The sequence below is a fragment of the Acinetobacter sp. TG2027 genome (genome assembly GCF_000302435.1).
GTDB classification, from domain to species: domain Bacteria; phylum Pseudomonadota; class Gammaproteobacteria; order Pseudomonadales; family Moraxellaceae; genus Acinetobacter; species Acinetobacter pittii.
On sequence record NZ_AMJN01000003.1, the window covers coordinates 74,195 to 99,746 of the forward strand.

Here is a 25,552-nt window from a genome sequence, read left to right on the forward strand (position 1 = left end):
TATGCGTTTAAGCAGTTTAAAACTTTCCGGCTTTAAATCTTTTGCAGATAGTACAACCTTAAATTTTAAGGCTAACCGCACAGCAGTGGTTGGTCCAAATGGTTGTGGCAAATCCAATGTAATTGATGCGATCCGCTGGGTGATGGGTGAGTCAAACGCTCGTCAGCTCCGTGGTGGTAGCATGCAAGATGTTATTTTTACGGGGACTTCCAAACGTAAGCCCGTTGGTGTGGCCAGTGTTGAGCTACGCTTTGATAATACTTATGGAAAGTTGGGCGGATCGTATAATGCTTATAATGAGTTAGCTGTTCGCCGTCAGGTCACGCGTGAGGGTAAGTCAGAATATTTCTTAAATGGTACACGTTGTCGCCGCCGTGATATTACCGATATTTTCTTGGGAACAGGCTTAGGACCACGCTCATATGCGGTCATTGAGCAAGGCATGATTAACCGCTTGGTTGATGCCAAGCCTGAAGAAATGCGTGTGTTCATTGAGGAAGCCGCGGGTGTTTCTCGTTATCAGGCTCGTCGTCGTGAAACTTTGCAGCATCTTGAACATACAGAGCAAAACCTTTCGCGCTTAGACGATATTGCACTAGAGTTAAAATCGCAGCTTAAAACGCTTAAGCGTCAGTCGGAAGCAGCGGTTCAATATAAAACTTTAGAAAGCCAGATTCGTACGCTCAAAATTGAAATTTTGTCTTTTCAGGCAGAGAAAAGTGTACGCCTACAAGAAGAATATACCGTTCAAATGAATGAATTGGGTGAAACCTTTAAATTGGTTCGCTCAGAATTAAGCACGATTGAACATGATTTAGAAGCAACCAGTGCTTTGTTTCAGCGACTTATTCAGCAATCTTCACCGCTACAACAAGAATGGCAACAAGCTGAAAAGAAACTATCTGAACTTAAAATGACTCTTGAACAAAAACAGAGTTTATACCAGCAAAATAGTACGACTCTCGTTCAGTTAGAGCAGCAAAGATTCCAAACTAAAGAACGTTTACAGCTTTCTGAATTGCAACTCGAAACACTGAATAATCAGCTAGAAGAACAAACAGAAGCTTTAGCTGGAGTTGAGCATACAGCGACGGAGGCTGAACAAAACTTTGCTGATTTACAATCTCAGCAGAAACAAGCACAACAACAGTTTGAGCAAGTAAAAGCTCAGGTTGAAAAACAACAGCAGCAAAAAATGCAGATGTCAGCTCAAATTGAACAGTTGGGTAAAAATGTTCAGCGCATTGAGCAGCAAAAAGAAACGCTGCAACATCAAGCAAACCAAATTCAATCGCATGTTCATGAAGATGATCAGGGCGAGCTTGAGCAACTGCAACAGAAATTACTTGGCGAAATCGCGTCGCTTGAAACTGAAATTGAGCAACAATTACTGCATTTAGAGCAATCTCAACAGCAACATCAATCAAGTAAAAATCAGCAGCAAACGCTGAAAACAGAAATCCAAGTTTTATTATCAGAGCAGAAAAACCTAAGCCAGCTTGTTGCAAAGCAAAGTCCAAAACAACATCAAGATACGCTACGTTTAATGCAGGCTCTAGAGTTAACAGAGCAAGGTAAACCACATGCGCAGATTGTTGAGAAGTTTTTAGCAAAATGGTTACAAGCTCATATTCTTGAGACTGAACAAGTCTTTCAAGAAGGAGTTGCTCGCCAGCTAAAACCTTCAGAGCAAACAAGTAAATTTAAAGGTAACTTGGCTTGTTTAAATGAGTGGATTGCATCGCCACAGCTATCAATCTTTTCAAATGTAGCGATTGCACAAGATTTGACTCAAGCTTTAAATGAGCAAAAGCAGTTGCAACATGGCCAGTCTGTTTTGACTTTAGATGGCTATCATGTCGGGCAGGATTGGGTGATTGCCCTTATGTATGATGACGAAAGTCAAAGTGCACAAGGTATGCTGAGCCACCGTATTCGTCTAGAAGAAATTGAACAAGTTCTTGAAAAGCAGCAACCAGAATTACAAGTATTAGATCAAATTGTAGTTCAGCAAAAAGATGAGTTAGCGCAATTACAGTCAGGTGTGCAGCACAAACAGCAGATTGTGAAACAAAAACAAAAAGACTTACAACAGCTTGATGTACAAATTGCCAAGCAACAAACCGCAGCACAAGCATTTTTACTGCAAAAACAGCAATTAAAAGATCAACTTGGTCAGTTAGATATGCAGCTTGAAGAAGATGCAATGCAAAAAGATGATCTTGAAATTGATTTGCATGCATTAGCAATTAAGCTCGAAACCATTTTACCTGACTATAAAACTTTGCAATTTCGGGTAGAAGAATTAACAGAGCAGTTAGACGAGCAGCAACAAGTCTTGCAACATCAGCAACAAGAACGTGAAATTTTACGCCGTAATAGCACGCAGACAACTCAACAGATTGAGTTGCTTGAAAAAGATATCTCATTCTTGCAAAGCCAATATCAACAAATTGCAGTTCAAATGGAGCAAGCGAAAAAGTTTGTTGACCCTATTCAATTGGAGTTACCAAATCTTGAGTCAGAGTTTCAGCAACAATTTGCTCAAACTGAAAAGTTGCAAAAGAACTGGAATGAATGGCAGCTTGAACTCAATAGTGTGCAGGAAAAACAGCAGACTTTGACCGATCAGCGTCATCAATATCAACAAAAAGATGAGCAGCTTAGAGAACAACTTGAAGCGAAACGATTGGCATGGCAAGCAGCCAAGTCAGATCGTGAGCATTATCAAGAGCAGCTTAAAGAGCTAAATGCCGAACTCCAAAAAGGCTTACAAATAGATTTAGCCGAGCACCAGCAAAAACTGGAAAAAGTACAGAAACAGTTTGAAAAAATTGGAGCGGTTAACCTTGCCGCTTCACAAGAGTTTGAAGAAGTTTCTCAGCGTTTTGATGAGCTGAGTCACCAGATTCAAGATTTGGAAAATACGGTAACTCAATTAAAAGATGCGATGAAAAGCATTGACCAAGAAACCCGTAAGCTGTTTATGACAACTTTTGATCAGATCAATCAGGAGTTGCAAAACCTGTTTCCAAAGGTTTTTAATGGTGGTGAGGCGAGTTTAAGTCTTGAAGATGACTGGCAATCTGGTGTTAAACTGATGGCAAGGCCACCGGGTAAGAAAAATAGTTCTCTAGCATTACTTTCCGGTGGAGAAAAGGCTTTAACAGCGTTAGCATTAGTATTTGCGATTTTTAGATTAAATCCGGCACCGTTTTGTGTACTAGATGAAGTGGACGCACCACTTGATGATGCGAATGTTCAGAGATATTGTAATTTGGTAAAAGAACTTTCTGAACATGTACAATTCATTTACATTACACATAATAAGCTGGCGATGACCATGGCAACTGATTTGTTGGGTGTGACCATGCCTGAACCGGGTACATCAAAATTAGTCACTGTCGATTTAGAACAGGCAAAAGAATACGGGTTAGTTTCGGAGTCATAGAATGGAAATCAATACGATTATTGGCATCGTTGTTGCCATTATAATTATGCTAATTGGCTTAAAAATGATTTTAAAAAAGCCAAACCATGCTGAACCCTCATTAGACAGTGATTTTCATATTAATCCTGATAGTAATCAACCGGTTATACCTAGGCACGTGAGAGATCAGCTTGAGAAAACTGAAGCTGAATCTGTAGCGGTGACTAGTGCAGAGCGAGTAGAACCGACTTTAAGCGAAGCTGCGCCGTCACAAGTACCTGAAACAAAACAGTCAGAAATTGAGACCGTAGAACCCGCTAAAGCAATTCAAACTGAACAAACTCAAGCAGTTGTTGAAAATGCTTATGTAGAAGAAATTAAATCTGAACAAACAGTACCAAGCTCTACCATTCATAAAGATGGTTCAGTTGAGTTGGTTGATACAGTTTCTGTTAAACCGGAAGCTGAAGCTTTAGCAAAAGAAAATCTGGAAGCTGAAAGCGAAAAAACTGAGCCTGAGTTGAGTTTAAACCCGAATATTGAAACCGCCGAAATTGCTGAGTTTGAAGGCGAGAGTAATATTCTGGATGTGCATTTACATGAACAGCAACGTTATGATGATGAAAGTGCATTAGCGATGGCTGAACAGATTATTGCGCTAAATGTTTATCCAAACCCTCGTCGTGCATTGTCTGGCGATAAAGCGCTTAAAGTGCTGTTAAAATATGGTTTACGCTATGGTGAAATGTCGTGCTTCCATCGTTATGAAAATACCGATGAGCCGAGTGTACTCATGTTCTCTGTATTGCGTATGACAGACAATGGACCAGCTGGTTTTGATCTTGAAACTCTATCTACTGAACAAGTTCAAGGGTTAGCATTTTTCCTTGCGCTTCCAAACAGTAAAGCCGTGACTGGTTTTGACATGATGGCGAGTATTGCAGGTTTAATTGCTCGCGAAATTGATGGCAAAGTTTACGATGAGAATAATCTTGAATTTACGCCACAGTTAAAAGAGCACTGGCGTCATCATGTGATTGATTATCGTCCGGCACAGGCGACCGCCTAGTTTTAATTTTTTACGTTCGTTGCGATAATTGCAACATATCTAGTCGCAGCTCAGGGTGGAGAAATTTCCACCCTTTTTTATGGTGAATAACATAATGGCAACAACTTCCGTGATCGAACAGATGCGTCAGCTTATTCAACTGATTGCAAAGCATAACCATGCCTACTATGTCATGGATCAGCCGACAATCTCGGACAGTGAATATGATCATTTATTTCATCAGTTAAAAGCTTTAGAAGAGCAATATCCTGACCTTGTTCAATCAGATTCACCGACTACAAAAGTAGGTGGACAAGCACTCTCTAAATTTCAAAGTGTGACTCATGTAGTTCCGATGCTTTCTTTGGGGAACGTTTTTAATCAGGAAGACTTGTTCGCATTTGCACGTCGTGTTGAAGAGCGTTTGCCTAATCAAAAAGTACAATACGAAGTCGAACTAAAACTTGATGGTCTTGCGATTTCTCTCTGGTATGAAAATGGCCTATTAGTACGTGGCGTTACACGTGGTGATGGAGAAACTGGGGAAGACATTACCCAGAACGTTAAAACGATTCGTAATTTGCCTAAAGTGTTACATTCAGATCACTTTGAAATTCCACGTTTGCTGGAAGTTCGTGGTGAAGTACTTATGCCAAAGTCCGGTTTTGAAAAACTCAATGCCGAACAAGAAGCCAAAGGCGATAAAACATTTGCAAACCCGCGTAATGCCGCAGCTGGTAGTTTAAGACAACTCGATCCTAATATTGCTGCGGCTCGACCTTTAGCATTTTATGCTTACGGCATTGCGCAATGTGAACCTAATCATGGCTTAACTACCATGCATGACAGTCTGCAATGGCTCACAAAACTTGGATTTGAAATTGCTGAACGTCAATATCTGTGTAATTCAATTCAAGAAGTACAGCAACGTTATGAGCAAATTCAGCAAGAACGTTCAGATTTACAAGTTGAAATTGATGGGATGGTTGTAAAGGTTGATGACTTAAAGCAACAACAACAACTTGGTTTTTTAAGTCGTGAACCACGTTGGGCAACTGCTTATAAATTCCCTGCACAAGCTGCATTAACTACAGTTGATCAGATTGATTGGCAAGTAGGGCGTACAGGTACTTTGACTCCAGTAGCGCGTTTAAACCCTGTATTTGTAGGGGGAGTTACGGTTTCCAATGTAACTTTACACAACATTGGTGAAATCCATCGTCTTGATGTACGTGTTGGTGACACGGTGAGTGTTTATCGTACAGGCGATGTTATTCCTAAAGTAGAAAAAGTTTGGCCAGAGTTCCGTCCTGTTGATGCCGAAGTTGTACATTTACCTGAAAACTGTCCTGTTTGTGCCTCACCAGTAGTAATGCCTGAAGGGGAAGCTTTAGCGCGTTGTTCTGGTGGACTGTATTGTGCTGCACAGCGTATTGAAGCGATTCGTCACTTCGTATCACGTAAAGCTCTAGATATTGAAGGTCTAGGCGATCGTTGGGTAGAGTCTTTATTACACCTCGATTTGCTCAAAGATGTTGCCGATATTTACCATTTGCACGAACACCGAGAAACTTTACTCGGGATTGAAAAAATGGGCGAAAAATCGGTACAAAATCTGATTGATGCGATTGAAGCTAGTAAAAAGACAACGCTTGCGCGTTTTATTTATGCTTTAGGAATTCGTGGGGTAGGTGAAACAACAGCTAGAATGTTAGCCAATACTTTCCAAACTTTGGAAGCGCTTAAAGCTGCTGATGTTGAAGCTTTAAAGAAAACACCAGATGTTGGCGATATTACTGCAGAATGGATTGCTGACTTTTTCTTGGCGCCGCACAACATTGAAGTGCTTGATCGCTTAATTGCAGCAGGAATTCATTGGGATGCACCGACTGCACCAACACGCCAGCCATTAAATGGCGAAAGCTGGGTGTTAACAGGCACTTTAGAGCAAATGACCCGTGATCAGGCAACTCAAATGCTACAAGCATTAGGTGCGCGTGTAAGCGGTAGTGTATCGAGTAAAACCAAATGTGTTGTTGCGGGCGAGAAGGCTGGTTCGAAATTAGAAAAAGCAGCAAAACTAGGTATTGCTGTTATGAATGAGACTGATTTCTTATCACTTATGGCAAGCTACGGGCAGACTTTAAGCGAATAGATCTACCGAAATAAGAACCATTGATTTTAGTTACAAATTTATAAATTGATGGTTTGAGCCATATTTTAACGCTTGTCTGGACTTATAAATTGGACAAGCGTTTCTTTTTGCAGAGGAAATTTAAATAACTTAAACTGCAAATGCGTATGTTTCTCATTTTAATTTGATAAAAATCATAAACTTAACAATTTTTTGTTTTGCAATCACTTTTAAGATTGCCCATAATAGTTCTCATACGATAGGAGATTTATTATGCGTGGCAATCCAGAAGTCATAGACTATTTAAATATGCTCATTGGCGGAGAATTGGCTGCCCGTGATCAATATCTAATCCATTCTCGTATGTATGAAGATTGGGGCTTAAATAAAATTTATGAACGTATTGATCATGAGATGCAAGAAGAAGCTTCTCATGCTGATGCGATCATTCGCCGTGTATTGTTTTTAGGTGCTAAACCAAACATGCACCGTGAAGATATCAATGTTGGTACAGACGTTGTATCTTGTTTAAAAGCTGATTTGGCGCTTGAATATCACGTTCGCGAAAAGTTAGCGACAGGTATCAAACTTTGTGAAGAGAAGGGCGATTACATTAGCCGTGATATGTTGCGTCAACAATTATCAGATACTGAAGAAGACCATACATACTGGTTAGAAAAGCAATTACGTTTAATTGAGTTGATTGGCTTGCAAAACTATATTCAATCTCAAATTTAATAAAAAACCCAGCTAAGGCTGGGTTTTTTTATCGGCTCATTTTAATGAAATGAAGTCTTAACTTGGATGTTAATTTTGTCAAATTGAACATATTCAAAGCCTTACTATATAAGGCTTTGGCAGTTACAAAAAAGTCAGAAAAATTGTATCACACCCCCTGTTTTTTTTATGAAATTGTTTATAATTTCGCCAACAAAACCCTTGCCTAGAAATTTAATGAGGCAAGGGTTTTTCTATGGAAAATCGGTTGGTATGGATCGCCAATGATTTTATGGTGAGTTCGCGAAATATGTTATTTACCAAACCTGCTGTTTTAGATACAGCTACTCTCCTAAGCACACAGCGTCTTGCAACACGACTAAGCTTTTTTAGCTTAGGTTTTGCGACTGCAGCTTGGGCACCTCTTATTCCTTTTGCACAGCAGCGTTTAAACCTAAATCATGCCGATTTTGGTTTACTTTTGCTGTGTATGGGTATCGGGTCAATGATTGCTATGCCTGCGACTGGTGCTTTAGTAAAGCGCTGGGGATGTCGTCCGTTAATTGCTTTGGCATTGATGTTGTTAATGGTTTTATTGCCTAGCCTTACGATGTGGAGCAGCATTGTGACGATGGCTGTAGCATTGTTTATTTTTGGATCGGCAGCAGGATGTCTTGGAGTAGCTATCAATTTACAAGCAGTAGTTGTTGAAAAACATAGTGTGCGAGCTCTTATGTCTAGCTTCCATGGAATGTGCAGTCTTGGTGGTTTAACAGGCGCTATGCTTGTGACAGCATTATTGGCAGTAGGGCTTTCACCCTTAATGAGTACGTTATCAGTCGTTATGATTTTACTTGTTATTGGGGGTGTTGCTATTCCTTCTTGTTTAACGTCTTTTGAACAGGATGAAAAGCCACATGAAGATACCACTCAAGCACCGAAAAAATTTTATCGTCCTGATGGCATTATTCTGCTTATTGGTATGATGTGTTTTATTGCCTTTTTATCAGAAGGTGCAGCAATGGATTGGGGTGGTATTTATTTAACAAGTAAATATCAGCTTAACCCTGCTTTTGCTGGTTTAGCTTACACTTTCTTTGCACTTAGCATGACCACTGGTCGTTTTGCGGGTCATATCTTGCTTAAGCAATGGGGTGAAAAAAATATTGTGACTTATAGTGCAATTGGAGCCGCTATTGGTATGGCTGTTATTGTAACGGCACCAGTGTGGCAAGTGGTTGTATTGGGTTATGCACTGTTAGGATTAGGTTGTTCTAATATTGTACCAGTGATGTTTTCTCGTGTTGGTCGACAAAACAATATGCCTAAAGCAGCAGCACTTTCTTTAGTATCAACAATTGCCTATACTGGTTCATTAAGTGGACCAGCTTTAATCGGTTTAATTGGGGAATGGACTGGTTTAAGTACAGTTTTAACAGGCGTCGCTGTATTACTATTTATTATTGCTTTACTTAACCGCTTTACATTAGTAAAGACAAATTAATTTATAAATAATAATCACCAAATAGCGAACATCGAGAAATTGAATTTCTCGATGTTCTTTTATTCAGATTTATAAAACCTGATAAATAGATTGATAATTATCTTGTAATAATCGCTGAGGCTTCATTAGTAAAGTTGGTGTCTTTTCTAAATCATCCAAGAAATTATTTCGCCAATTGGTAAGATCAGATGATGTTAATTCTTCTATCAATTGTTGATAACGATTAATACGCTCAGCTTTAGACATTTCTAAAGCCATTTTTAAAGTATCCATCATTGCCGCTCTATCTTGTGGGTCAACAATCAAGGCTTGAGACATCTGCTCAGCAGCACCAGCATATTTAGATAAAATGAGCACACCTGGATTTTCTGGGTCTTGAGCCGCAATATATTCTTTAGCTACTAGATTCATCCCATCACGTAGTGAACTGATCCAACAAATATCTGAATGACGATAAATGTGCATGAGATTATGGTGTTGTACCGTGGCATAGCAGCAATCTACAGGTCTCCAGTCTTCATGCGCAAACTCTTCGTTAATTAACTCCAGCTTGGTTTTAAAACGTTGGTATAAGCGTTGATAAGCTGGAATATCGGTACGAGAAGGGATCGCCACTTGAAGATGTCGAACTAAGCCATGATATTCAGGGCTGGTTTCCAAAAAGGTTGCAAATGCATTAAATCTTTCGAGTAAACCTTTTGAGTAATCAATACGATCAACTCCAATAATAGTTTTTTGACGTGGTATTTCTTCAAAATTAAACACCGAAGAGGTAGCCAAATCTTGCTGGGCTTGTTTTTGTATAAGTTCAGGCTGAACACCAATTGGGTATGATTTAATTAATATTTGACGTTTTTTATAGCTAATACTGTTGCTTTGAATTTTTTGAGCTTCGAGTAAATTCAGACAAGTCTGCATGCAGGCATTTTGGTCAATCTGAGTTTGTAAGCCAATAACATCATATTGACTCAAGTCTTGAATTAACTCACGGGCTACCGGAATTTTGTGCCAGATATTCAGACTGGCAAAAGGAATATGTAAGAAGAAACCAATTTTGTTTTGCATGCCTAATTCACGGCAATAGCGAGCCACACTAAAAAAGTGGTAATCGTGCACCCAAATAAGATCTTCAGGCTGAGCAAGCTCTTTTAGCTTTTGAGCAAATAAGCGATTAACCTTTTGATAGGTATTATATTCTTCTGCATCATATTCAATTAGATCATCTCTATGATGCATTGCTGGCCATAAAACTTTGTTAGCGAAACCACAATAATATTGGGCATATTGCTGATGAGTGAGAGGGCAGGTAATGTAGTCAATTCCTTGAGAATAAGCCTGCGCAAATTCTGGCGCTTCGCTATCGGTAATTTGCTGCCCATTCCAGCCTAACCAGATGCCGTTACTATCATTTAGTGCATCTTGTACAGCTACAGCAAGACCACCTGCTGAAGCTTTACCCGATGGCATACTTATTCTGTTCGATAATACGATTAATTTAGACATAATTTTTCTCCATTCTGATTTTGGCTATTTTTGACATATAAGCTTTTTATTCTGTTTTGAAATAAAAGAAGAAAATCCGCGACATTATCAATATCTTTTAATCTATATTTTGCTTGTGTTTCACCCGGACCTACTTTAATACTAAGGCCAGATTGCTGATTAATGTAAGTGAAACCAGATTCATCTGTTAAATCATCACCTATAAAAATAGGTAATACAGCAGGTAAATCAAGATGATTTAATATAGTTTTAATTGCTCTACCTTTATCAGCTTGGTTTGGAATTAATTCAACAACAAATTTCCCTCTATTTATTTTTAATTGAGGATAATGTAAATTAATTCTTTGCATAATATTAATGGCATTATTTTCTAAATTAGGATTTTTACGATAATGTAAGGCAATAGAATATCCTTTATCTTCAATTAATAATTCAGGATGTTTATCACAATTTTTGGTAATATCTTGTTTTAATTTTTTGAAATTAATACTGCTTAAATCTGGTCGAATATAATTTCCTGAATCAAAATAAATATCTAAACCATGTAAACCAGCAATTGGAACTTCAATAGGATGTAGTAGTTTGCTTGCTGTATCTACATCACGACCTGTTACAGCAATAACAGGTATATTTAATTTAGTAATTTTTTTTATAACGTCTAAGGTAGTTTGTGGAATAAAACTATGCTCAGGATTAATTTGAAAGGGTGCTAATGTACCATCAATATCCAAAAATAAGCAGTAATTTTTATCTAAAGATAAGTTGTTTATAATATCATTGGGTGTAACAAAAGATGTATTTTTTTCTCTCCCATCAGATATTGTGCTTTGACTGTTCATATTAGCCTTCCTAATACTTTTTGATCAATAATTAATCTTCTAGCATTAAAATGAATTGGTGAGTCATTTTTTTTAATAAAAAAACATAAGTATTAACATTAATTACATTGCATAATGGATTTATAGGCGAAGTGTGGAGTATGTTGTTTTTTGATTGGCTTCAATATTTAGATAATTAATTTTTTGTATGTTTACTATGAATAATGCGGGTCTTATTTATCAATATATTTCAGAATATTATCACATTATAAATGCTTAATTTTATGCTCTAAAATTTAATTTTTATATTGATTTTAAAAGATATTTTAAATCGATATTATTATATAATCCTTATAAAATTGGCTTTGAGCAGGCATATGAAGTTACAAAATAAAATTTTATTAATTACAGGTTGGGGAGTAGGAGTGGAGCCTTTGCAATCCCTTAAATTGCAATTGGAAAAAGCTGGCTATCAAACACAACTTATTAATATTTTTAATATTTTAGATGGTAAGTATCGTGCCCAGCTTGATTTAGTTGCTGAGGTTGATGTAGTAATAGGTTGGTCTTTAGGTGGACAGTTAGCAACTCAACTGGTTAATACTTTTTATGAACAAACAGGGCAAACTAAAACTTTAATTACGCTCGCTTCAAATCCTTGTTTTGTTACCAACGATAATTGGCAGACTGCTATGCCTGCTGATGTGTTTAGTCAATTTAAGACTTCTTTTTTACAAAACCCGCAAGCCACTTTAAAGCGTTTTTATTATTTAATTACACTCGGTTCCTCTCAGGCTAAACAAGATTGGATAAGCATGCAAAACATAGCAAATCCGCCTTCAAGTGAATTGCTATCAGAAGGTTTGCAAATGCTTGAGCAACTAAATTTGGTAAATAACTTAAAAAACTATCTAGGTCCGCAGCTTCATGTGTTTGCCGAGCAAGATAATGTCATTCCTTGCAAAATTAGTGAAAATTTCAAGGATATCGCGACAGAAAACATGAGTTATAAAGTATTAGAAGGCGCTACTCATGCTTTTCCATACCTAGAAGTAGATCGAACAATTGAAGAAATCTGCCAATTTTTAACAATTCATCAGCAAAGTTAATAAGCTTTGGTTGATCTCGCAATTTTCTTTCATTCTTAACAGGTTTAACATGTGCTAAATGAAAGATTTAATTGCTGTAAAAGGGTATAGAGGATGACCGATAATTTTGATTTGGAACATATTTGGCATCCATATACCTCAATGACCCAACCTTTACCAACGTTTAAAGTTAAACGTGCCTATGGGGCAACGATTGAACTAGATGATGGTAAGACTTTAATTGATGGTATGTCGTCATGGTGGTGTGCAATTCACGGCTATAACCACCCTGGACTCAATCAGGCAGTAACAGATCAATTACAGAACATGTCGCATATCATGTTTGGTGGTTTAACTCATGATCCTGCAATTGAACTTGGAAAAATTCTTTTAAAAATTACGCCGCCAAGTCTCGATAAAATTTTCTATGCAGATTCAGGTTCGGTTGCCGTTGAAGTTGCTTTGAAAATGGCTGTGCAATTCTGGACAGCACAAGGCCAACCTCAAAAAACAAATTTTATTACTACACGTTCTGGTTATCACGGTGATACATGGAATGCGATGTCGGTCTGTGATCCAGTGACAGGCATGCATCAAATTTTTGGTACAAGTTTACCGAACCGTCTTTTTGTAGCAGCACCGCAAACCAAATTTCATGAAGAGTGGAACCAAGAAGATATTGCCGAGCTAGAAGAAGCTATTCAGCAAAATCATGAAAACCTTGCTGCACTCATTATCGAACCAATTGTACAAGGTGCAGGGGGGATGCGTTTTTATCATCCTGAATATTTACGTCAGGCGAAAGCACTTTGTGAACAATATAATCTGTTATTAATTTTTGATGAAATTGCCACTGGTTTTGGTCGTACAGGTAAGCTTTTTGCTTGGGAACATGCACAAGTTGAGCCAGATATTATGTGCCTAGGTAAAGGGCTAACGGGCGGTTATATGACCTTATCTGCTACCTTAACGACAAAGCATGTAGCAGAAACCATTAGTCGCGGTGAGGCTGGGGTATTTATGCACGGCCCAACTTTTATGGCCAATCCACTTGCTTGCGCGGTCGCTTTAAAAAGTACCCAATTATTAATTGAGCAAGATTGGCAGGCTAATATTGAGCGAATTGAACAACAGCTTAGCCAATATTTAACGCCTTTAAGTCAGCTTGATTATGTTGCCGATGTGCGAGTGCTGGGTGCAATTGGTGTAGTAGAACTCACCTTTAATGTTGATATGAAAACTTTACAGCAACAATTTGTAGACCGCGGAATCTGGATCCGTCCTTTTGGAAAATTGGTTTATGTGATGCCACCTTATGTCATCACGCATCAAGAGTTAAGCGATTTGCTCGAACAATTGGTTGAAGTTGTTCAAACGATGCAGGGAGCGAATTAAGATGTCATTGCTTGATCATTTTTCTGCCGAATTAGATGAGTTAAAGCAACAAGGTAACTTTAGACAATTTACCCAAAATGTGCAGCACGGACGTTTTATTACGATTCAAAATAAAACGATGCTCAACTTAGCTTCAAATGACTATCTTGGGTTGGCTGCTGATATCAATCTTCGTCAAGAGTTTTTAGATAGCTTTCCAATCGAGCGTAGCTATTTTAGTTCTTCATCTTCACGTCTATTAACGGGCAATTTTGACGAATATGAACAATTAGAAAATAGCCTAAGCCAAGCATTTAGTGGTCGGGCGGCACTATTATTTAATAGTGGCTACCATATGAATATTGGTATTTTGCCAGCTCTTGCTGATAGTAAAACTTTAATATTGGCGGATAAGTTAGTTCATGCCAGTATGATTGACGGTATACGTTTATCTGGCGCTCAGTATGTGCGTTATCGACATAACGATTTACAACACTTGGAACAACTCCTCCAAAAATATCATGATGATGACAAGATTGAACGAATCATTGTGGTCACAGAAAGTATTTTTAGTATGGACGGTGATGAGACGGATTTAGCCGCTTTAGTTCAGCTAAAAAAACGGTTTGCTAAAACTATGTTATATGTTGATGAAGCGCATTCAATTGGCGTTCGTGGTCAGCAAGGCTTAGGATGTGCTGAACAATATAATGTGATTCAGGAAATTGATTTTCTGGTTGGTACATTAGGTAAAGCATTAGCGGCGGTCGGTGGTTACATTATTTGCGATCCAATTATTAAAGATTATCTCATTAATAAAATGCGCCCACTTATTTTTAGTACTGCACAGCCTCCGATTGTTATGGCATGGGCAAACTTTATTTTTCAAAAAGTATTACTCGCTCAATCTCAACGTGAATACTTAAAAAATATTAGCGAATATCTTCAACAAGCTGTTGTACAAAAGGGTTATGTAAGCCTATCGACTAGCCATATTATTCCAGTTATTGTGGGAGAAAGTCAGGCTGCTATTGATAAGGCGAAACAGGTTCAGGCAAGTGGTTTCTATGCTATGCCCGTACGTCCACCAACAGTACCTAAAAACAGTTCGCGTTTGCGTATTTCTTTAACGTCAATGGTGCAGCAACATGAACTTGAAGAATTGGTGAGTTTTCTGTGAGTTTGAATAAAAACTTGGTTGCCCAGCGTTTTGCCAAAGCAGGGCAAAGCTATTCAGAACATGCAATTGTTCAAAAACAAATTTGCCAAAATTTAACAGGTTTAGTTAAGCAGTTCTGCCCACGTAAGATGTCGCGTGTCTTTGAAATTGGTTGTGGCTCTGGCAATTTAACTCATCTTCTTACTACATATTTTCAGTTTGAAGAGTTAATTTTGAATGATCTATATGCAGATGTGCAGCAGCACTTTAGTCATCAAGAAAATTTAAAATGGTTGATTGGGGATATTGAAACTTTAGATTTCCCTCAGCAGCTGGATATGATTGTTTCAGGTTCAGCTTTACAGTGGATGCAAGATTTACCGCATTTGCTCGAACGTTGTAATGAGGCTTTAACTGAGCGAGGTTGGTTATGCTTTTCAACCTTTGGTTCTAAAAACTTATTAGAGATTAAAGAATTAACAGGACAGGGTTTAAGTTACTGGTCAGTTGAAAATTGGAGTAGTGCCTTAACTCAGGCTGGTTTTGAGATTTTGCATTTGTCAGAATCAGAAACTCAACTCTATTTCGATTCACCTAAAGCTGTGTTGCAACATTTAAAAGCAACAGGTGTAACCGCAACGGCTCAGCATCGTTGGACTAAACAAACTTTACAACAGTTTTATCAAGATTATGATCGGTTTAAGTATGCTGAAGGATATTCCCTAACATATCATCCTATTTATTGTATTGCCCGGAGAATGAAGTAAATGAGTGGCCAGATCTATTTTGTGAGTGGGATTGATACCGAAATTGGTAAAACCTACGCGACAGGCTTCTTAGCAAAATTATGGACTGAGCAGGGTAAAAAAGTGATTACCCAAAAACTCATTCAGACAGGTAATGCTGATATTTCTGAGGATATTGAAAAGCACCGTGAAATTATGGGGCAGGGTTGGTTTCAAGAAGATCATGACAAGCTAACCATGCCTGAAATCTTCAGTTATCCTGCTTCACCTCATCTTGCAACACGTCTTGATAACCGAGAAATTGATTTTCAAAAAATTGAAAATGCAACCAAAACATTGGCGGAGCGTTTTGAAATCGTATTGTTAGAAGGTGCCGGAGGCTTAATGGTGCCATTAACCACAAGCCTGCTGACCATTGATTACGTCGCTCAGCACCAGTTTCCCGTTATTTTAGTAACATCAGGTCGTTTAGGAAGTATTAACCATACTTTGCTTAGTCTTGAAGCACTTAAGTCTCGTGGGCTGAAGTTGCATGCCTTGGTTTATAACCTAAAAGATGAATCAAAAGATCCATTAATTTCTCAAGATACTTCAAATTTTTTGAAAGATTATTTAGCTATTCATTTTCCTGAAGCTAAATGGATTGAACTGGCAAAAATGAACTAAGTTAAACAGGTTATAAAAAAACCGCTCTAATTTGAGCGGTTTTTTACATCTTTTTAATATCTTAGAATTTCTTCGAACCGCGGTTAAAACCAGTCGATTTACGTTGGTTCCCTGTGTTAACAGGAGCTTCTTTTTCATCATCACGACGTTGTTGACGTAAGTAACCGCCACGACGCGCAGCCATTGGTTTTTCAGTCATACGATCAGTACGGCGTTTTGCCATACCAAATAAACCTGTACCTTGACGTGGTTTTAACTCAACCGATTTGGCTAAGTTGTCGATGTCAGTTTTGTCGAGTTCCATCCAGCGACCAGTACGTAATTCGCGTGGTAAAATAACTGTACCGTAGCGTGTACGTAATAAACGGCTTACTTTAAGATCTTGCGATTCAAAAATACGACGTACTTCGCGGTTACGACCTTCTTTTACTACAACTTGGTACCAGCGGTTAATACCTTCACCACCAATTTCAGAGAATGATTCGAATTTGGCAGGGCCATCTTCGAGCTCTACTCCGTTGACCATGTTTTGGCGTAGTTTTGGCGTTACTTCACCCATTACTCGAACAGCGTATTCACGTTCGATTTCATTAGATGGGTGCATTAAGCGGTTAGCAAGTTCACCATCATTTGTGAATAGTAATAAACCAGTACTGTTAATATCCAGACGACCTACCATTACCCAGCGGTCATTGGCAATTTGTGGTAAATGATCAAATACGGTTGGGCGTTTTTCAGGATCATTACGTGAACAGATTTCACCCTCAGGCTTATAATAAATCAGTACGCGACGACGAATTTCGTCTTCAATCTGAAACTGAACTTTACGGCCATCAATGCGTAATTCATCGCCTGGTTCAATGCGCTCACCCACTTGGGCAACACGACCGTTTACACTCACGCGTCCTGCGGCAATAACCTCTTCCATATATCGGCGGGAACCTAATCCGATTCGCGCTAATACTTTTTGCAATTTTTCACTCATGACAGCACAACCTTAGACATAATGATCAACAGTCCACCTCTTTATGATTTCGGTGCATTTGCATCGAGAGCCATAAAGGCTTCCTTGGCGTTCTGTAGGGGAGGCAATTGGCCTAGAGAGGCTAGACCAAAAGCATTCAGAAACTGAGGCGTTGTAATTAGCAACGCAGGTCTTCCGGGTAAATCTCTAAAACCGGCTTCTTTAATCCAGTTCCAGTCAAATAGTGTTCTAAGAATCTGACTATTATTAGATACACCACGAATTTGTTCAATATCAGCTCGGGTAACCGGTTGATGATAAGCAATGACAGCCAGGGTTTCTAGTAATGAAGGCGACAGTTTTGTTGGTCGCTCTGGCCAAATTTGCGCAATAATACTACGATATTTAGATCTTACCTGAAAGCGAAACCCTTGTGCTGTTTCAATCAGCTCAATAGACCGACCATGTTGTAATAGCGCGAGCTGTTGCAAAAGCTGACGAAGCTGTTGTTTATTATATTGATTGTTAAATGCTTCTTTTAAGCGGGCAATTGAAACAGGCGCTTCACTGGCAAAGATAATTGCTTCAAGTTGTAATAAGACTTCATGATGTATGTCAGCTAATGACAAATCACTATTATTTTGTTCAAAACTACTCATATTGAAGATCCTTGAATTGCTAACGGGGCTTCAATACCAGTGGCAATAATTTTAATTTTCTGTTGGCGAGTCAATTCTAAAACTGCCATAAAAGTAACAACCATTCCCATACGACCTTGCTGGGGATTGAGTAATTCTTTAAAACTTAACACGTCACCAGACTCTAATTTCTCTTCAATATATGCAATACGTTCTTCGAGTAAAACAGGTTCTTGAGCGACAACATGGGTAATAGGTTCGGGGCGATTAAATACACAGAACAACGCATCATGTAGCGCTGAGATATCGTAACCTTCATAAACAGGAGAGATATGCCCTAAGCTTACATTGGCACTAAATGTATCGCGCTCAAGAATTGGCATTTGACCTAAACGCTCAGCTGCTTGCTTAATGCGTAGATAGGTTTCAAGACGATCAATAAGCTCCTGCTTAGGATCTTTTTCAATACTTATAATTGTAGGTTTTGGTAGAAGTAGGCGAGACTTCAAGTCAGCCAATAAAGCAGCCATCACCATATAATCTGCTGTTAACTCGATATTTAAAGATTTCATGCTATCCATATAGGCCAAATATTGAGTCGCTATAGGAGCAATATCGAGTTGAATTAAATCGAAACCGTTTTTCTGAATCAGATAAATTAAAAAATCTAATGGACCTTCAAACCGCTCGAGCAAAATCTCAAATGCAGCTGGAGGTATATAGAGATCTTCTGGAATTTTGTCATGCCACTCATCTAAAACACGGATGTGTGGAGCGTCTTCCATGGATTGATGAAGTGATTGATTCATTACGATTATAAGCCACGCGAATTTTCAAAAGCATGAGACTTGTTATTCAAGTCCTAGACAGCTGTAAGTAGAAGAACAGCAGATAGTGAAAATCATTCTAAATGAATTGTGTCTTTTAATAAATTACTTAACGACTAAAGTTAAAAAAAAATCCAAAATAAATAAAGAGTATTTTTTTAAGTGATAATACTTTTTTTTAAACTATTGGTAAAAAAGTAAGTGCTTATTCAAAAGCACTTACATCGCCAACACCACGGCGGATAATTTCAGGATGTTCGCCCGATAAATCAACGATACTTGTACTGGTCAAGGTACCAAAACCACCGTCAATAAATACATCAATTCGTTTATCTAACTGATTTTCAATATCATAAGGGTCATCTAGAGGGTCTTCTTGACCCGGTAAAATTAATGTACTGGTGAGTAGAGGCTCACCAAGTTCTTGTAATAAAGCCTGACAAATCGGGTTACTCGGAATACGTAAACCAATCGTTTTCTTTTTAGGGTGCATCAATCTACGAGGAACTTCACTTGTTGCAGGTAAAATGAACGTAGTAATAGCTGGTGTGTTCGCTTTCAATAAACGATATGTCGCATTATCAACTTTTGCATAAGTTGCAATATCAGATAAGTCACAGCACATAATGGCATATTGATGTTTAGGTCCTAAGCCACGAATCTGTGCAATACGTTCCATGGCATTTTTATTACCGATTTGACACCCAATTGCATAAGCAGCATCGGTAGGGTAGACCACAACATCTCCTGCTCGGATACGTTCAACCGCTTGGGCAATGAGGCGCTGCTGTGGATTTTCAGGATGTACATGTAAATGCATCATATTTTAGAGACTCCATCACGCCAGTGTTAAAAATAATTATTAGGCTTTTTAAATGGCCTAGGCAAGCAATTAACGTAGCTTTTTTGTCAATTAATCAAGGAGTTCACGTTTAAATTCATTTAATTGTAAAGGTGTACCCGAACGTGTACATTGGCAAATAAAACCAATAAATGCTGCTGCATCACGTGGCAACTTAGCTTCACCCGAAAAGTAACGTTGCACTTGAGCATAAACGTTATCTTTAAATAGTTTGCCATCACCGCTATCACCTGTAAGGTTATCGAGTGAAACTCTAAATTTTCGGCCAAAAGATTGCGCAAATAACCATTCAATTGCTTGTGGCTTAATTTCTACTTGTTCAAATAAACTTTGCTGTTCTTGGGTGCGACCATCAGGTGCATACCAATAACCTAAATCTGGTAATAGACGTCTTTTTTCACCTGCAATAGACCAGTGACTAATTTCATGCAAAGCACTATTAAAGAAACCGTGAGCAAATTGGATCTTGGCTGGTTCTTTATTTGTCGCTGGAAAATATTCAGGTTCAAAATCACCACGAACTAATGTCACATTATGGTGGGAAAACCAGTGATTAAAGTGTAAAATAAGCCAATCAACTTGCTCAGACTCCGATTTTGAGCTTGACCATGGTGAGAGTTGCACTAGGTCAGGTACAAGAGTGTTCTGATGAGTTGAATGGGTGCAAACGAGTAATGAAGTGTTAACTTCAGGTTGCGGCTGCAACAGGTGCATTGCTTAATTTACCCCGAGTTCTGTCTAAAGAAGTGCAAAATTGTATCTTAATCTTTGACAGAGTACCGATGAATTTGTAGAATTGCCGCCTTAATTATGTCAGCAAATACCTTTCCGGCACAGATTGAGCCGTTTAAATGGGCTGAACAAGGCTTTACATGGTCAGGTCAACTGCCCTTGTCTCGCTTTGCTCGTATCGCTCGTGAAGCTGTTGGATCAATTGATAACCAATTGATCAACATAGACTGTAAGCTATCAATGGATGCATATCATCGCATTGTGTGGATGGACGGTCACATGGACACGAAAGTTCCAATGGAGTGCCAACGTTGTTTGGAACCTGTTGAAATGCCTCTTGTCTTAGACTTCCATATTGCATTAGTGGATGATGAGTCACTGATAGAGCGCTTGGATGAGGATGCTGATTTCATCGTTTTAGGTGAAAGTGAGTCTTCGACGAAAGGCGATTATGATACGCCTGCCTCGATTAACTTACTCGCATTACTAGAAGATGAACTGTTATTGTTGATGCCTTTATCTCCCAAGCATGATGCTTGTGAACATAAACATCAACCTACCATTCAGAATGTTGTCGAAGAAAAACGGGATAATCCGTTTGATGTTTTGGCAGGTTTGAAGGGTAAACTTAACTCATAATTTGTGTTATAATTATGAGATAAGACAACTGAATTTGTTCTGATCCATTTTTTCGATCTTTGTAAGGAGCCATCATGGCCGTTCAGCAAAACCGTAAAAGTCGCTCTCGCCGTGACATGCGCCGTTCACATGACGCTTTAACCGAGAATGCATTAACAGTAGACCAAGCAACTGGTGAAACTCATCGTCGTCACCACGTGACTAAAGACGGTTTCTACCGTGGTCGTCAATTATTCGCTAAAGCAGCTGATGCTGAATAATTGCATGATATGCATTAAGCGTGATGCTTAAGTATAGAAAAAATGGGAGCGAAAGCTCCCTTTTTTTGTTGTTTTTCGCAATTATAAATATATAAATAACATGTTAAATTTCCGCTCCAGAAATGAGTGAAAACCCAAAAAAGGATTTCTTATGTCTGCTAAACGTCTTGAACAAGTAGCTTTAGCCACAAAAACTGCATTTGTGTTTCCTGGTCAAGGTTCACAAAAAGTCGGTATGCTTGCTGAACTAGCAGAACAGTTTAGTGGGGTCGGGCAAACTTTTGCAGAAGCTTCAGATGCTCTTGGATTTGATCTTTGGCATATTGCACAAAGTGGCGAAGGTCTCGACCAAACAGAAAATACCCAACCTGTGTTATTAACTGCCAGTATCGCTTTATGGCGTGTATGGCTTGATTTAGGTGGTCTGGCACCTAAATACCTTGCAGGACATTCACTAGGTGAATACAGTGCATTGGTAGCTGCAGGCTCTATGAGCTTGGCGGATGCAGTTAAATTAGTTAACTTGCGTGGCAAGCTCATGCAAAGTGCTGTACCTCAGGGTCAGGGGGCTATGGCTGCAATCCTTGGTTTGGCTGATGAAAAAGTGGTTGAACTTTGTCAAACTGTGAGTGCATCAGGTGAAGGTTCTGTAGAAGCTGCAAACTATAATTCACAAGGTCAAGTTGTGATTGCAGGAAGTACAGCTTCTGTACAAGAAGTCATGGCTTTGGCAAAAGAGCAGTCAGCTAAAGCAATTGCTTTACCAGTGTCAGTTCCTTCTCATTGTTCGTTGATGAAACCTGCCGCTGAGAAATTTGCAGAAGCTTTGGAACAAACTGCCATTGAGCTACCTACCATTCCTGTAATACAAAATGTCAACGCGGGAATAGCTACCGATGTTGCTCAATTGCGTCAGGCATTAACTGCACAATTGTACCAATCAGTACAATGGACACGTACCATGCAGTCTCTACAAGACCAAGGTATTCAATACATTGTTGAGTGTGGTCCAGGTACAGTATTGAGTAACCTCGCAAAGCGTTTACCAAATATTGAAAAAGCTTTTTCTATTGATAGTAAGAGCAAAATGGAAGATGCCCTAAATGCTGTTTTAGTGGCAGAAGGAAAAATTGCATGACACAAGAACGCAAAGTTGCATTAGTAACGGGCGCGAGTCGGGGTATTGGCGCTGCCATTGCCCAGCAACTTATTCAAGACGGTTATTTTGTTGTAGGTACTGCGACTTCTGAATCTGGTGCACAAAAGTTAAGTGATAGCTTTGGTGAACAAGGTGCAGGTTTGGCGCTCGACGTGCGTAATCTCGATGAGATTGAAGCAGTCGTTTCTCATATTGAACAGAACTATGGTCCTGTACTTGTTCTAGTTAACAATGCAGGTATTACGAAAGACAATTTGTTGCTTCGTATGTCTGAAGATGATTGGGATGACATTCTCAACATTCACCTTAAAGCAGTTTATCGTTTATCTAAACGTGTGCTTAAGGGTATGACGAAGGCACGTTTTGGTCGAATTATTAATATCAGTTCTGTTGTAGCTCACTTTGCAAACCCAGGCCAAGCGAACTATTCTGCTGCTAAAGCAGGTATTGAAGCATTCAGCCGTAGCCTTGCAAAAGAGATGGGTAGCCGCCAAATTACTGTAAACAGTGTGGCGCCAGGTTTTATTGCAACAGAAATGACAGATGCACTTAGTGAAGACATTCGCAAAAAAATGAGTGATCAAGTGGCTTTAAATCGCTTAGGTGAGCCACAAGATATCGCAAATGCGGTGAGTTTCCTTGCAAGTGATAAAGCAGGTTACATTACCGGTACGGTATTACATGTAAATGGTGGTTTATACATGGCCTAACGCCGATGTATAAACTTTTAAAAATTTTTATATTCAATTAAACTAGTGGCAAATTAAACGCCACAAGCAATGAGGAGAATTCCTGTGAGCGATATCGAACAACGCGTTAAACAAGCGGTTGCAGAACAACTTGGTCTTAAAGCTGAAGAGATTAAAAACGAAGCATCTTTTATGGATGACTTAGGTGCTGACTCTTTAGATTTAGTTGAACTTGTTATGTCTTTCGAAAACGACTTCGACATCACTATCCCTGATGAAGATTCTAACGAAATCACTACAGTTCAATCTGCAATTGACTATGTAACTAAAAAACTTGGTTAATTCGCATATTGCTGAATAAAAAGAAGGCCACCGTAAGGTGGCTTTTTTTATTTTAGAAAAAATTTAAGAGATACATATTTTTACAAGATCAACCTCAATTGATAGCAGAGGTATAACTTTTTTGAAGTATAACAATAAAGGTCAGTTTAATGACTTTACTATAAACAATAATATGAGGACTAAAAGATGGGTCTTTTTGATTTTGTAAAAGGTATTGGCAAGAAAAATACCGCACCAGCAGAACCACAACCAGCTCCAGCAACACCAGCAGAACCTTCTGCACAAGAAGTTGCAAATAAATTATTAGGTTTAATTAAAAGTTTGGGCTTAGGGGTAGAAGGCTTATCTGTAACCTATAACGGTACTACTGATACCGCAATTATTAAAGGGCAGGTAAAAAGCCAAGCAGATAAAGAGAAAATTATTCTTATTGTTGGAAACATTGATCATGTGGCTCAAGTAGATGACCAGATGACAGTGGCAACTCCTGAACCGGAAAGTAAATTTTATACCGTGAAATCAGGTGACAACCTTTCAAAAATTGCGAAAGAAGTTTACGGCGATGCAAATCAATATCCAAAAATCTTTGAAGCAAATAAACCAATGTTAAAAGATCCTGATGAGATTTTCCCAGGACAAGTTTTACGTATTCCTCAATAATTAAGATTAATAAAAAAGGCGCTTTAAGCGCCTTTTTTGTGCTTTTAAAAACGCTTTGGAATCTTTTGTCCGTTTGGTACAGGGGTGTCTGCATTTTTTAAAACACCGAATAACCATGTTTCAGCATGCTGTACTGCAATTTTTAAAGAATCACCTAAAGCTAAACGGCCAGCGATAAAGCTAGCTAAAGAACAACCTGAGCCGTGATATTCACCTTCAAGGCGAGGACAGCTACTACTCGCTGCTAGTTCACCATCGATATATAAACTATTTTTAATATGATCTGGTGTATCTTCATGTCCACCTTTCACTAGAACAGCTTTAGCACCCATTTCAAAAAGCTTTTGAGTGGCTTGATCTAAATCAGTAATACCTGTTAGAGCACGTAATTCAACGGTATTTGGAGTAATAATTGTGGCTAGAGGAATAAGTTCAACGAACGCTTTAACGAGAGTTGCCTGATCACCTAAAGAGCCGCCACTGTTTGCGACTAAAACAGGATCAAGTACATATTGATAGTCAGGATGAGCACGTAAAAATTCAGCTAGTGCCGCAATATTATCTGTCGTGCCAAGCATGCCTGACTTAACACATTTAATGGGTAAGTCACCTACAACTGCATTTGCTTGTGCTAATAAGAGTTCTTTTGAGGTTGCTTCGAAGCCAAATACTTGTTGTGAGTTCTGAATGGTGAGGGCAGTACATGCAATTGCTGCATGGGCACCACTTTGTCCAATTGCTTCGATATCGGCTTGTAAACCTGCACCACCTGAAGGGTCTAAACCCGAGAAACAAAGTACGGTTGGACGCACGGTTATTTCCTTTTCAATTTAAATTTACGTTAGTATAAGAGAGTTTGATTAAACTCTCGACCAATTGAATTAAATACTTTACTGGGTTAATGATTGAATGGCTATAAAACATATTTTGATTGATTTAGATGGAACCTTAACAGACCCAAAAGTTGGAATCCATACTTCAATTCGCTATGCAATGGAGAAATTAGGCTATCCATTGGCTGCCGATTTAGATATTGACTGGACAATTGGCCCACCATTAAAGCCATCACTCGCAAAATTATTAGCTACTCAAGATGATGCTTTAGCTGAACAAGCTTTACTTGCTTATCGCGAGCGTTTTTCGGTGGTTGGCCTGTTCGAAAATGAAGTGTATCCATCTGTTGCCAAAACGCTTAGCGCTTTAAAAAAAGAAGGATATCGTTTATTTGTCGCAACTGCTAAACCAACGATTTATGCAAAACGTATCTTGGATCATTTTGAATTAAGTCAATACTTTGTACATATCTATGGGAGTGAGTTAACGGGTGAGCGGACTAATAAAGCTGACCTTATCCATTATATTTTGGAACATGAGCAATTAAACCCAGAAGAGTGTTTAATGGTCGGTGACCGCCAATATGACGTTTTGGGTGCTCGTCATAACGGTATTGATGCGGTAGCGGTGACTTATGGTTACGGAACAGCAGAGGAACTTGCTCAAGCACAGCCAAAAGCAATGATTAAGCAGTTTTCTGAGCTTTTGGACTATGTTGAAGAACTGGCAGCACAAAAGAAAGTTTCTTAAATATTATTA

25 protein-coding genes are annotated in these 25,552 nt (G+C 38.7%); 17 read left to right on the forward strand and 8 right to left on the reverse strand.

What is annotated here, in order from left to right; translation table 11 throughout:
• The first annotated feature begins 1 nt into the window (after position 1).
• The 5 genes from smc to B806_RS0101550 all read left to right on the forward strand — a co-directional run bounded on the left by smc (position 2) and on the right by B806_RS0101550 (position 8,833).
• Entirely contained in the window at positions 2-3,451 is a 3,450-nt protein-coding gene (gene smc, locus B806_RS0101530; protein WP_017387226.1) for a chromosome segregation protein SMC, read from the forward strand.
• Position 3,452: 1 nt separating this feature from the next.
• Complete coding sequence (locus tag B806_RS0101535; RefSeq protein ID WP_017402523.1) at positions 3,453-4,499, forward strand: cell division protein ZipA C-terminal FtsZ-binding domain-containing protein; 1,047 nt, start codon at positions 3,453-3,455, stop codon at positions 4,497-4,499.
• Between the two features lie 94 nt (positions 4,500-4,593).
• Positions 4,594-6,633, forward strand: a complete 2,040-nt coding sequence (gene ligA, locus B806_RS0101540; protein ID WP_017387227.1) for an NAD-dependent DNA ligase LigA — start codon at positions 4,594-4,596, stop codon at positions 6,631-6,633.
• 252 nt (positions 6,634-6,885) lie between these two features.
• A complete protein-coding gene (gene bfr, locus B806_RS0101545; RefSeq protein ID WP_001214863.1) occupies positions 6,886-7,350 on the forward strand; it encodes a bacterioferritin in 465 nt (154 codons plus the stop codon).
• A 289-nt stretch (positions 7,351-7,639) separates the two neighbouring features.
• Positions 7,640-8,833 (forward strand): MFS transporter, encoded by a 1,194-nt coding sequence (locus tag B806_RS0101550; RefSeq protein ID WP_079381147.1) that lies wholly within the window; start codon positions 7,640-7,642, stop codon positions 8,831-8,833.
• A 69-nt stretch (positions 8,834-8,902) separates the two neighbouring features.
• On the opposite strand, the gene B806_RS0101555 is transcribed toward B806_RS0101550, so the two are convergent.
• Positions 8,903-10,336, reverse strand: coding sequence for a trehalose-6-phosphate synthase (locus B806_RS0101555; RefSeq protein WP_017402525.1), 1,434 nt, complete (start codon positions 10,334-10,336; stop codon positions 8,903-8,905).
• Positions 10,324-11,175 carry a trehalose-phosphatase gene (gene otsB / locus B806_RS0101560; protein ID WP_017387230.1) on the reverse strand — a complete coding sequence of 284 codons (852 nt, stop codon included), beginning with the start codon at positions 11,173-11,175 and terminating at the stop codon, positions 10,324-10,326. Before otsB ends, B806_RS0101555 begins: the two co-directional genes overlap by 13 nt.
• A 356-nt stretch (positions 11,176-11,531) precedes the next feature.
• Between otsB and B806_RS0101565 the strand changes: the two genes are divergently transcribed.
• The 5 genes from B806_RS0101565 to bioD all read left to right on the forward strand — a co-directional run bounded on the left by B806_RS0101565 (position 11,532) and on the right by bioD (position 16,187).
• Complete coding sequence (locus tag B806_RS0101565; RefSeq protein WP_017402526.1) at positions 11,532-12,263, forward strand: alpha/beta fold hydrolase; 732 nt, start codon at positions 11,532-11,534, stop codon at positions 12,261-12,263.
• Between the two features lie 93 nt (positions 12,264-12,356).
• Positions 12,357-13,637, forward strand: a complete 1,281-nt coding sequence (gene bioA / locus B806_RS0101570; RefSeq protein ID WP_017402527.1) for an adenosylmethionine--8-amino-7-oxononanoate transaminase — start codon at positions 12,357-12,359, stop codon at positions 13,635-13,637.
• 1 nt (position 13,638) lies between these two features.
• On the forward strand, positions 13,639-14,796 hold the full coding sequence (locus B806_RS0101575) for an 8-amino-7-oxononanoate synthase (protein ID WP_017387233.1): 1,158 nt from the start codon (positions 13,639-13,641) through the stop codon (positions 14,794-14,796).
• Positions 14,793-15,542 carry a malonyl-ACP O-methyltransferase BioC gene (bioC, locus tag B806_RS0101580; RefSeq protein WP_017402528.1) on the forward strand — a complete coding sequence of 250 codons (750 nt, stop codon included), beginning with the start codon at positions 14,793-14,795 and terminating at the stop codon, positions 15,540-15,542. The genes B806_RS0101575 and bioC overlap by 4 nt, the downstream gene beginning before the upstream one ends.
• Positions 15,543-16,187 (forward strand): dethiobiotin synthase, encoded by a 645-nt coding sequence (bioD, locus tag B806_RS0101585; RefSeq protein WP_017387235.1) that lies wholly within the window; start codon positions 15,543-15,545, stop codon positions 16,185-16,187.
• Positions 16,188-16,248: 61 nt separating this feature from the next.
• On the opposite strand, the gene rluB is transcribed toward bioD, so the two are convergent.
• From rluB to B806_RS0101610, 5 genes are all read right to left on the reverse strand, one after another.
• Entirely contained in the window at positions 16,249-17,172 is a 924-nt protein-coding gene (gene rluB, locus B806_RS0101590) for a 23S rRNA pseudouridine(2605) synthase RluB (RefSeq protein ID WP_002120431.1), read from the reverse strand.
• Between the two features lie 41 nt (positions 17,173-17,213).
• Positions 17,214-17,810, reverse strand: a complete 597-nt coding sequence (gene scpB, locus B806_RS0101595) for an SMC-Scp complex subunit ScpB (protein ID WP_002120355.1) — start codon at positions 17,808-17,810, stop codon at positions 17,214-17,216.
• The gene (locus tag B806_RS0101600) at positions 17,807-18,598 is read right to left on the reverse strand and encodes a segregation/condensation protein A (protein ID WP_017387236.1); all 792 of its coding nucleotides are present in this window, start codon (positions 18,596-18,598) and stop codon (positions 17,807-17,809) included. Before B806_RS0101600 ends, scpB begins: the two co-directional genes overlap by 4 nt.
• 223 nt (positions 18,599-18,821) lie before the next feature.
• On the reverse strand, positions 18,822-19,439 hold the full coding sequence (locus tag B806_RS0101605; protein ID WP_002120255.1) for an L-threonylcarbamoyladenylate synthase: 618 nt from the start codon (positions 19,437-19,439) through the stop codon (positions 18,822-18,824).
• A 90-nt stretch (positions 19,440-19,529) separates the two neighbouring features.
• A complete protein-coding gene (locus B806_RS0101610; RefSeq protein WP_002120452.1) occupies positions 19,530-20,192 on the reverse strand; it encodes an elongation factor P hydroxylase in 663 nt (220 codons plus the stop codon).
• A gap of 96 nt (positions 20,193-20,288) precedes the next feature.
• On the opposite strand from B806_RS0101610, the gene B806_RS0101615 reads away from it, so the two are divergent.
• The 6 genes from B806_RS0101615 (at position 20,289) to lysM (ending at position 23,959) form a co-directional block, all read left to right on the forward strand.
• Positions 20,289-20,849 carry a YceD family protein gene (locus B806_RS0101615; RefSeq protein ID WP_002120393.1) on the forward strand — a complete coding sequence of 187 codons (561 nt, stop codon included), beginning with the start codon at positions 20,289-20,291 and terminating at the stop codon, positions 20,847-20,849.
• A gap of 74 nt (positions 20,850-20,923) precedes the next feature.
• Positions 20,924-21,109 carry a 50S ribosomal protein L32 gene (gene rpmF, locus B806_RS0101620; protein WP_000290730.1) on the forward strand — a complete coding sequence of 62 codons (186 nt, stop codon included), beginning with the start codon at positions 20,924-20,926 and terminating at the stop codon, positions 21,107-21,109.
• Positions 21,110-21,260: 151 nt separating this feature from the next.
• Complete coding sequence (gene fabD, locus B806_RS0101625) at positions 21,261-22,247, forward strand: ACP S-malonyltransferase (RefSeq protein WP_002120357.1); 987 nt, start codon at positions 21,261-21,263, stop codon at positions 22,245-22,247.
• Positions 22,244-22,978: a 3-oxoacyl-ACP reductase FabG gene (gene fabG, locus B806_RS0101630; RefSeq protein WP_002120395.1), complete on the forward strand. Its 735-nt coding sequence runs from the start codon at positions 22,244-22,246 to the stop codon at positions 22,976-22,978. Before fabD ends, fabG begins: the two co-directional genes overlap by 4 nt.
• 84 nt (positions 22,979-23,062) lie before the next feature.
• On the forward strand, positions 23,063-23,299 hold the full coding sequence (gene acpP / locus B806_RS0101635; protein WP_001279871.1) for an acyl carrier protein: 237 nt from the start codon (positions 23,063-23,065) through the stop codon (positions 23,297-23,299).
• Between the two features lie 186 nt (positions 23,300-23,485).
• Complete coding sequence (gene lysM / locus B806_RS0101640; protein ID WP_002120434.1) at positions 23,486-23,959, forward strand: peptidoglycan-binding protein LysM; 474 nt, start codon at positions 23,486-23,488, stop codon at positions 23,957-23,959.
• A gap of 44 nt (positions 23,960-24,003) precedes the next feature.
• On the opposite strand, the gene B806_RS0101645 is transcribed toward lysM, so the two are convergent.
• Positions 24,004-24,771, reverse strand: a complete 768-nt coding sequence (locus tag B806_RS0101645) for a hydroxymethylpyrimidine/phosphomethylpyrimidine kinase (protein ID WP_016144494.1) — start codon at positions 24,769-24,771, stop codon at positions 24,004-24,006.
• Between the two features lie 97 nt (positions 24,772-24,868).
• Between B806_RS0101645 and B806_RS0101650 the strand changes: the two genes are divergently transcribed.
• Entirely contained in the window at positions 24,869-25,543 is a 675-nt protein-coding gene (locus B806_RS0101650; RefSeq protein ID WP_017402529.1) for an HAD-IA family hydrolase, read from the forward strand.
• Positions 25,544-25,552: the final 9 nt, after the last annotated feature.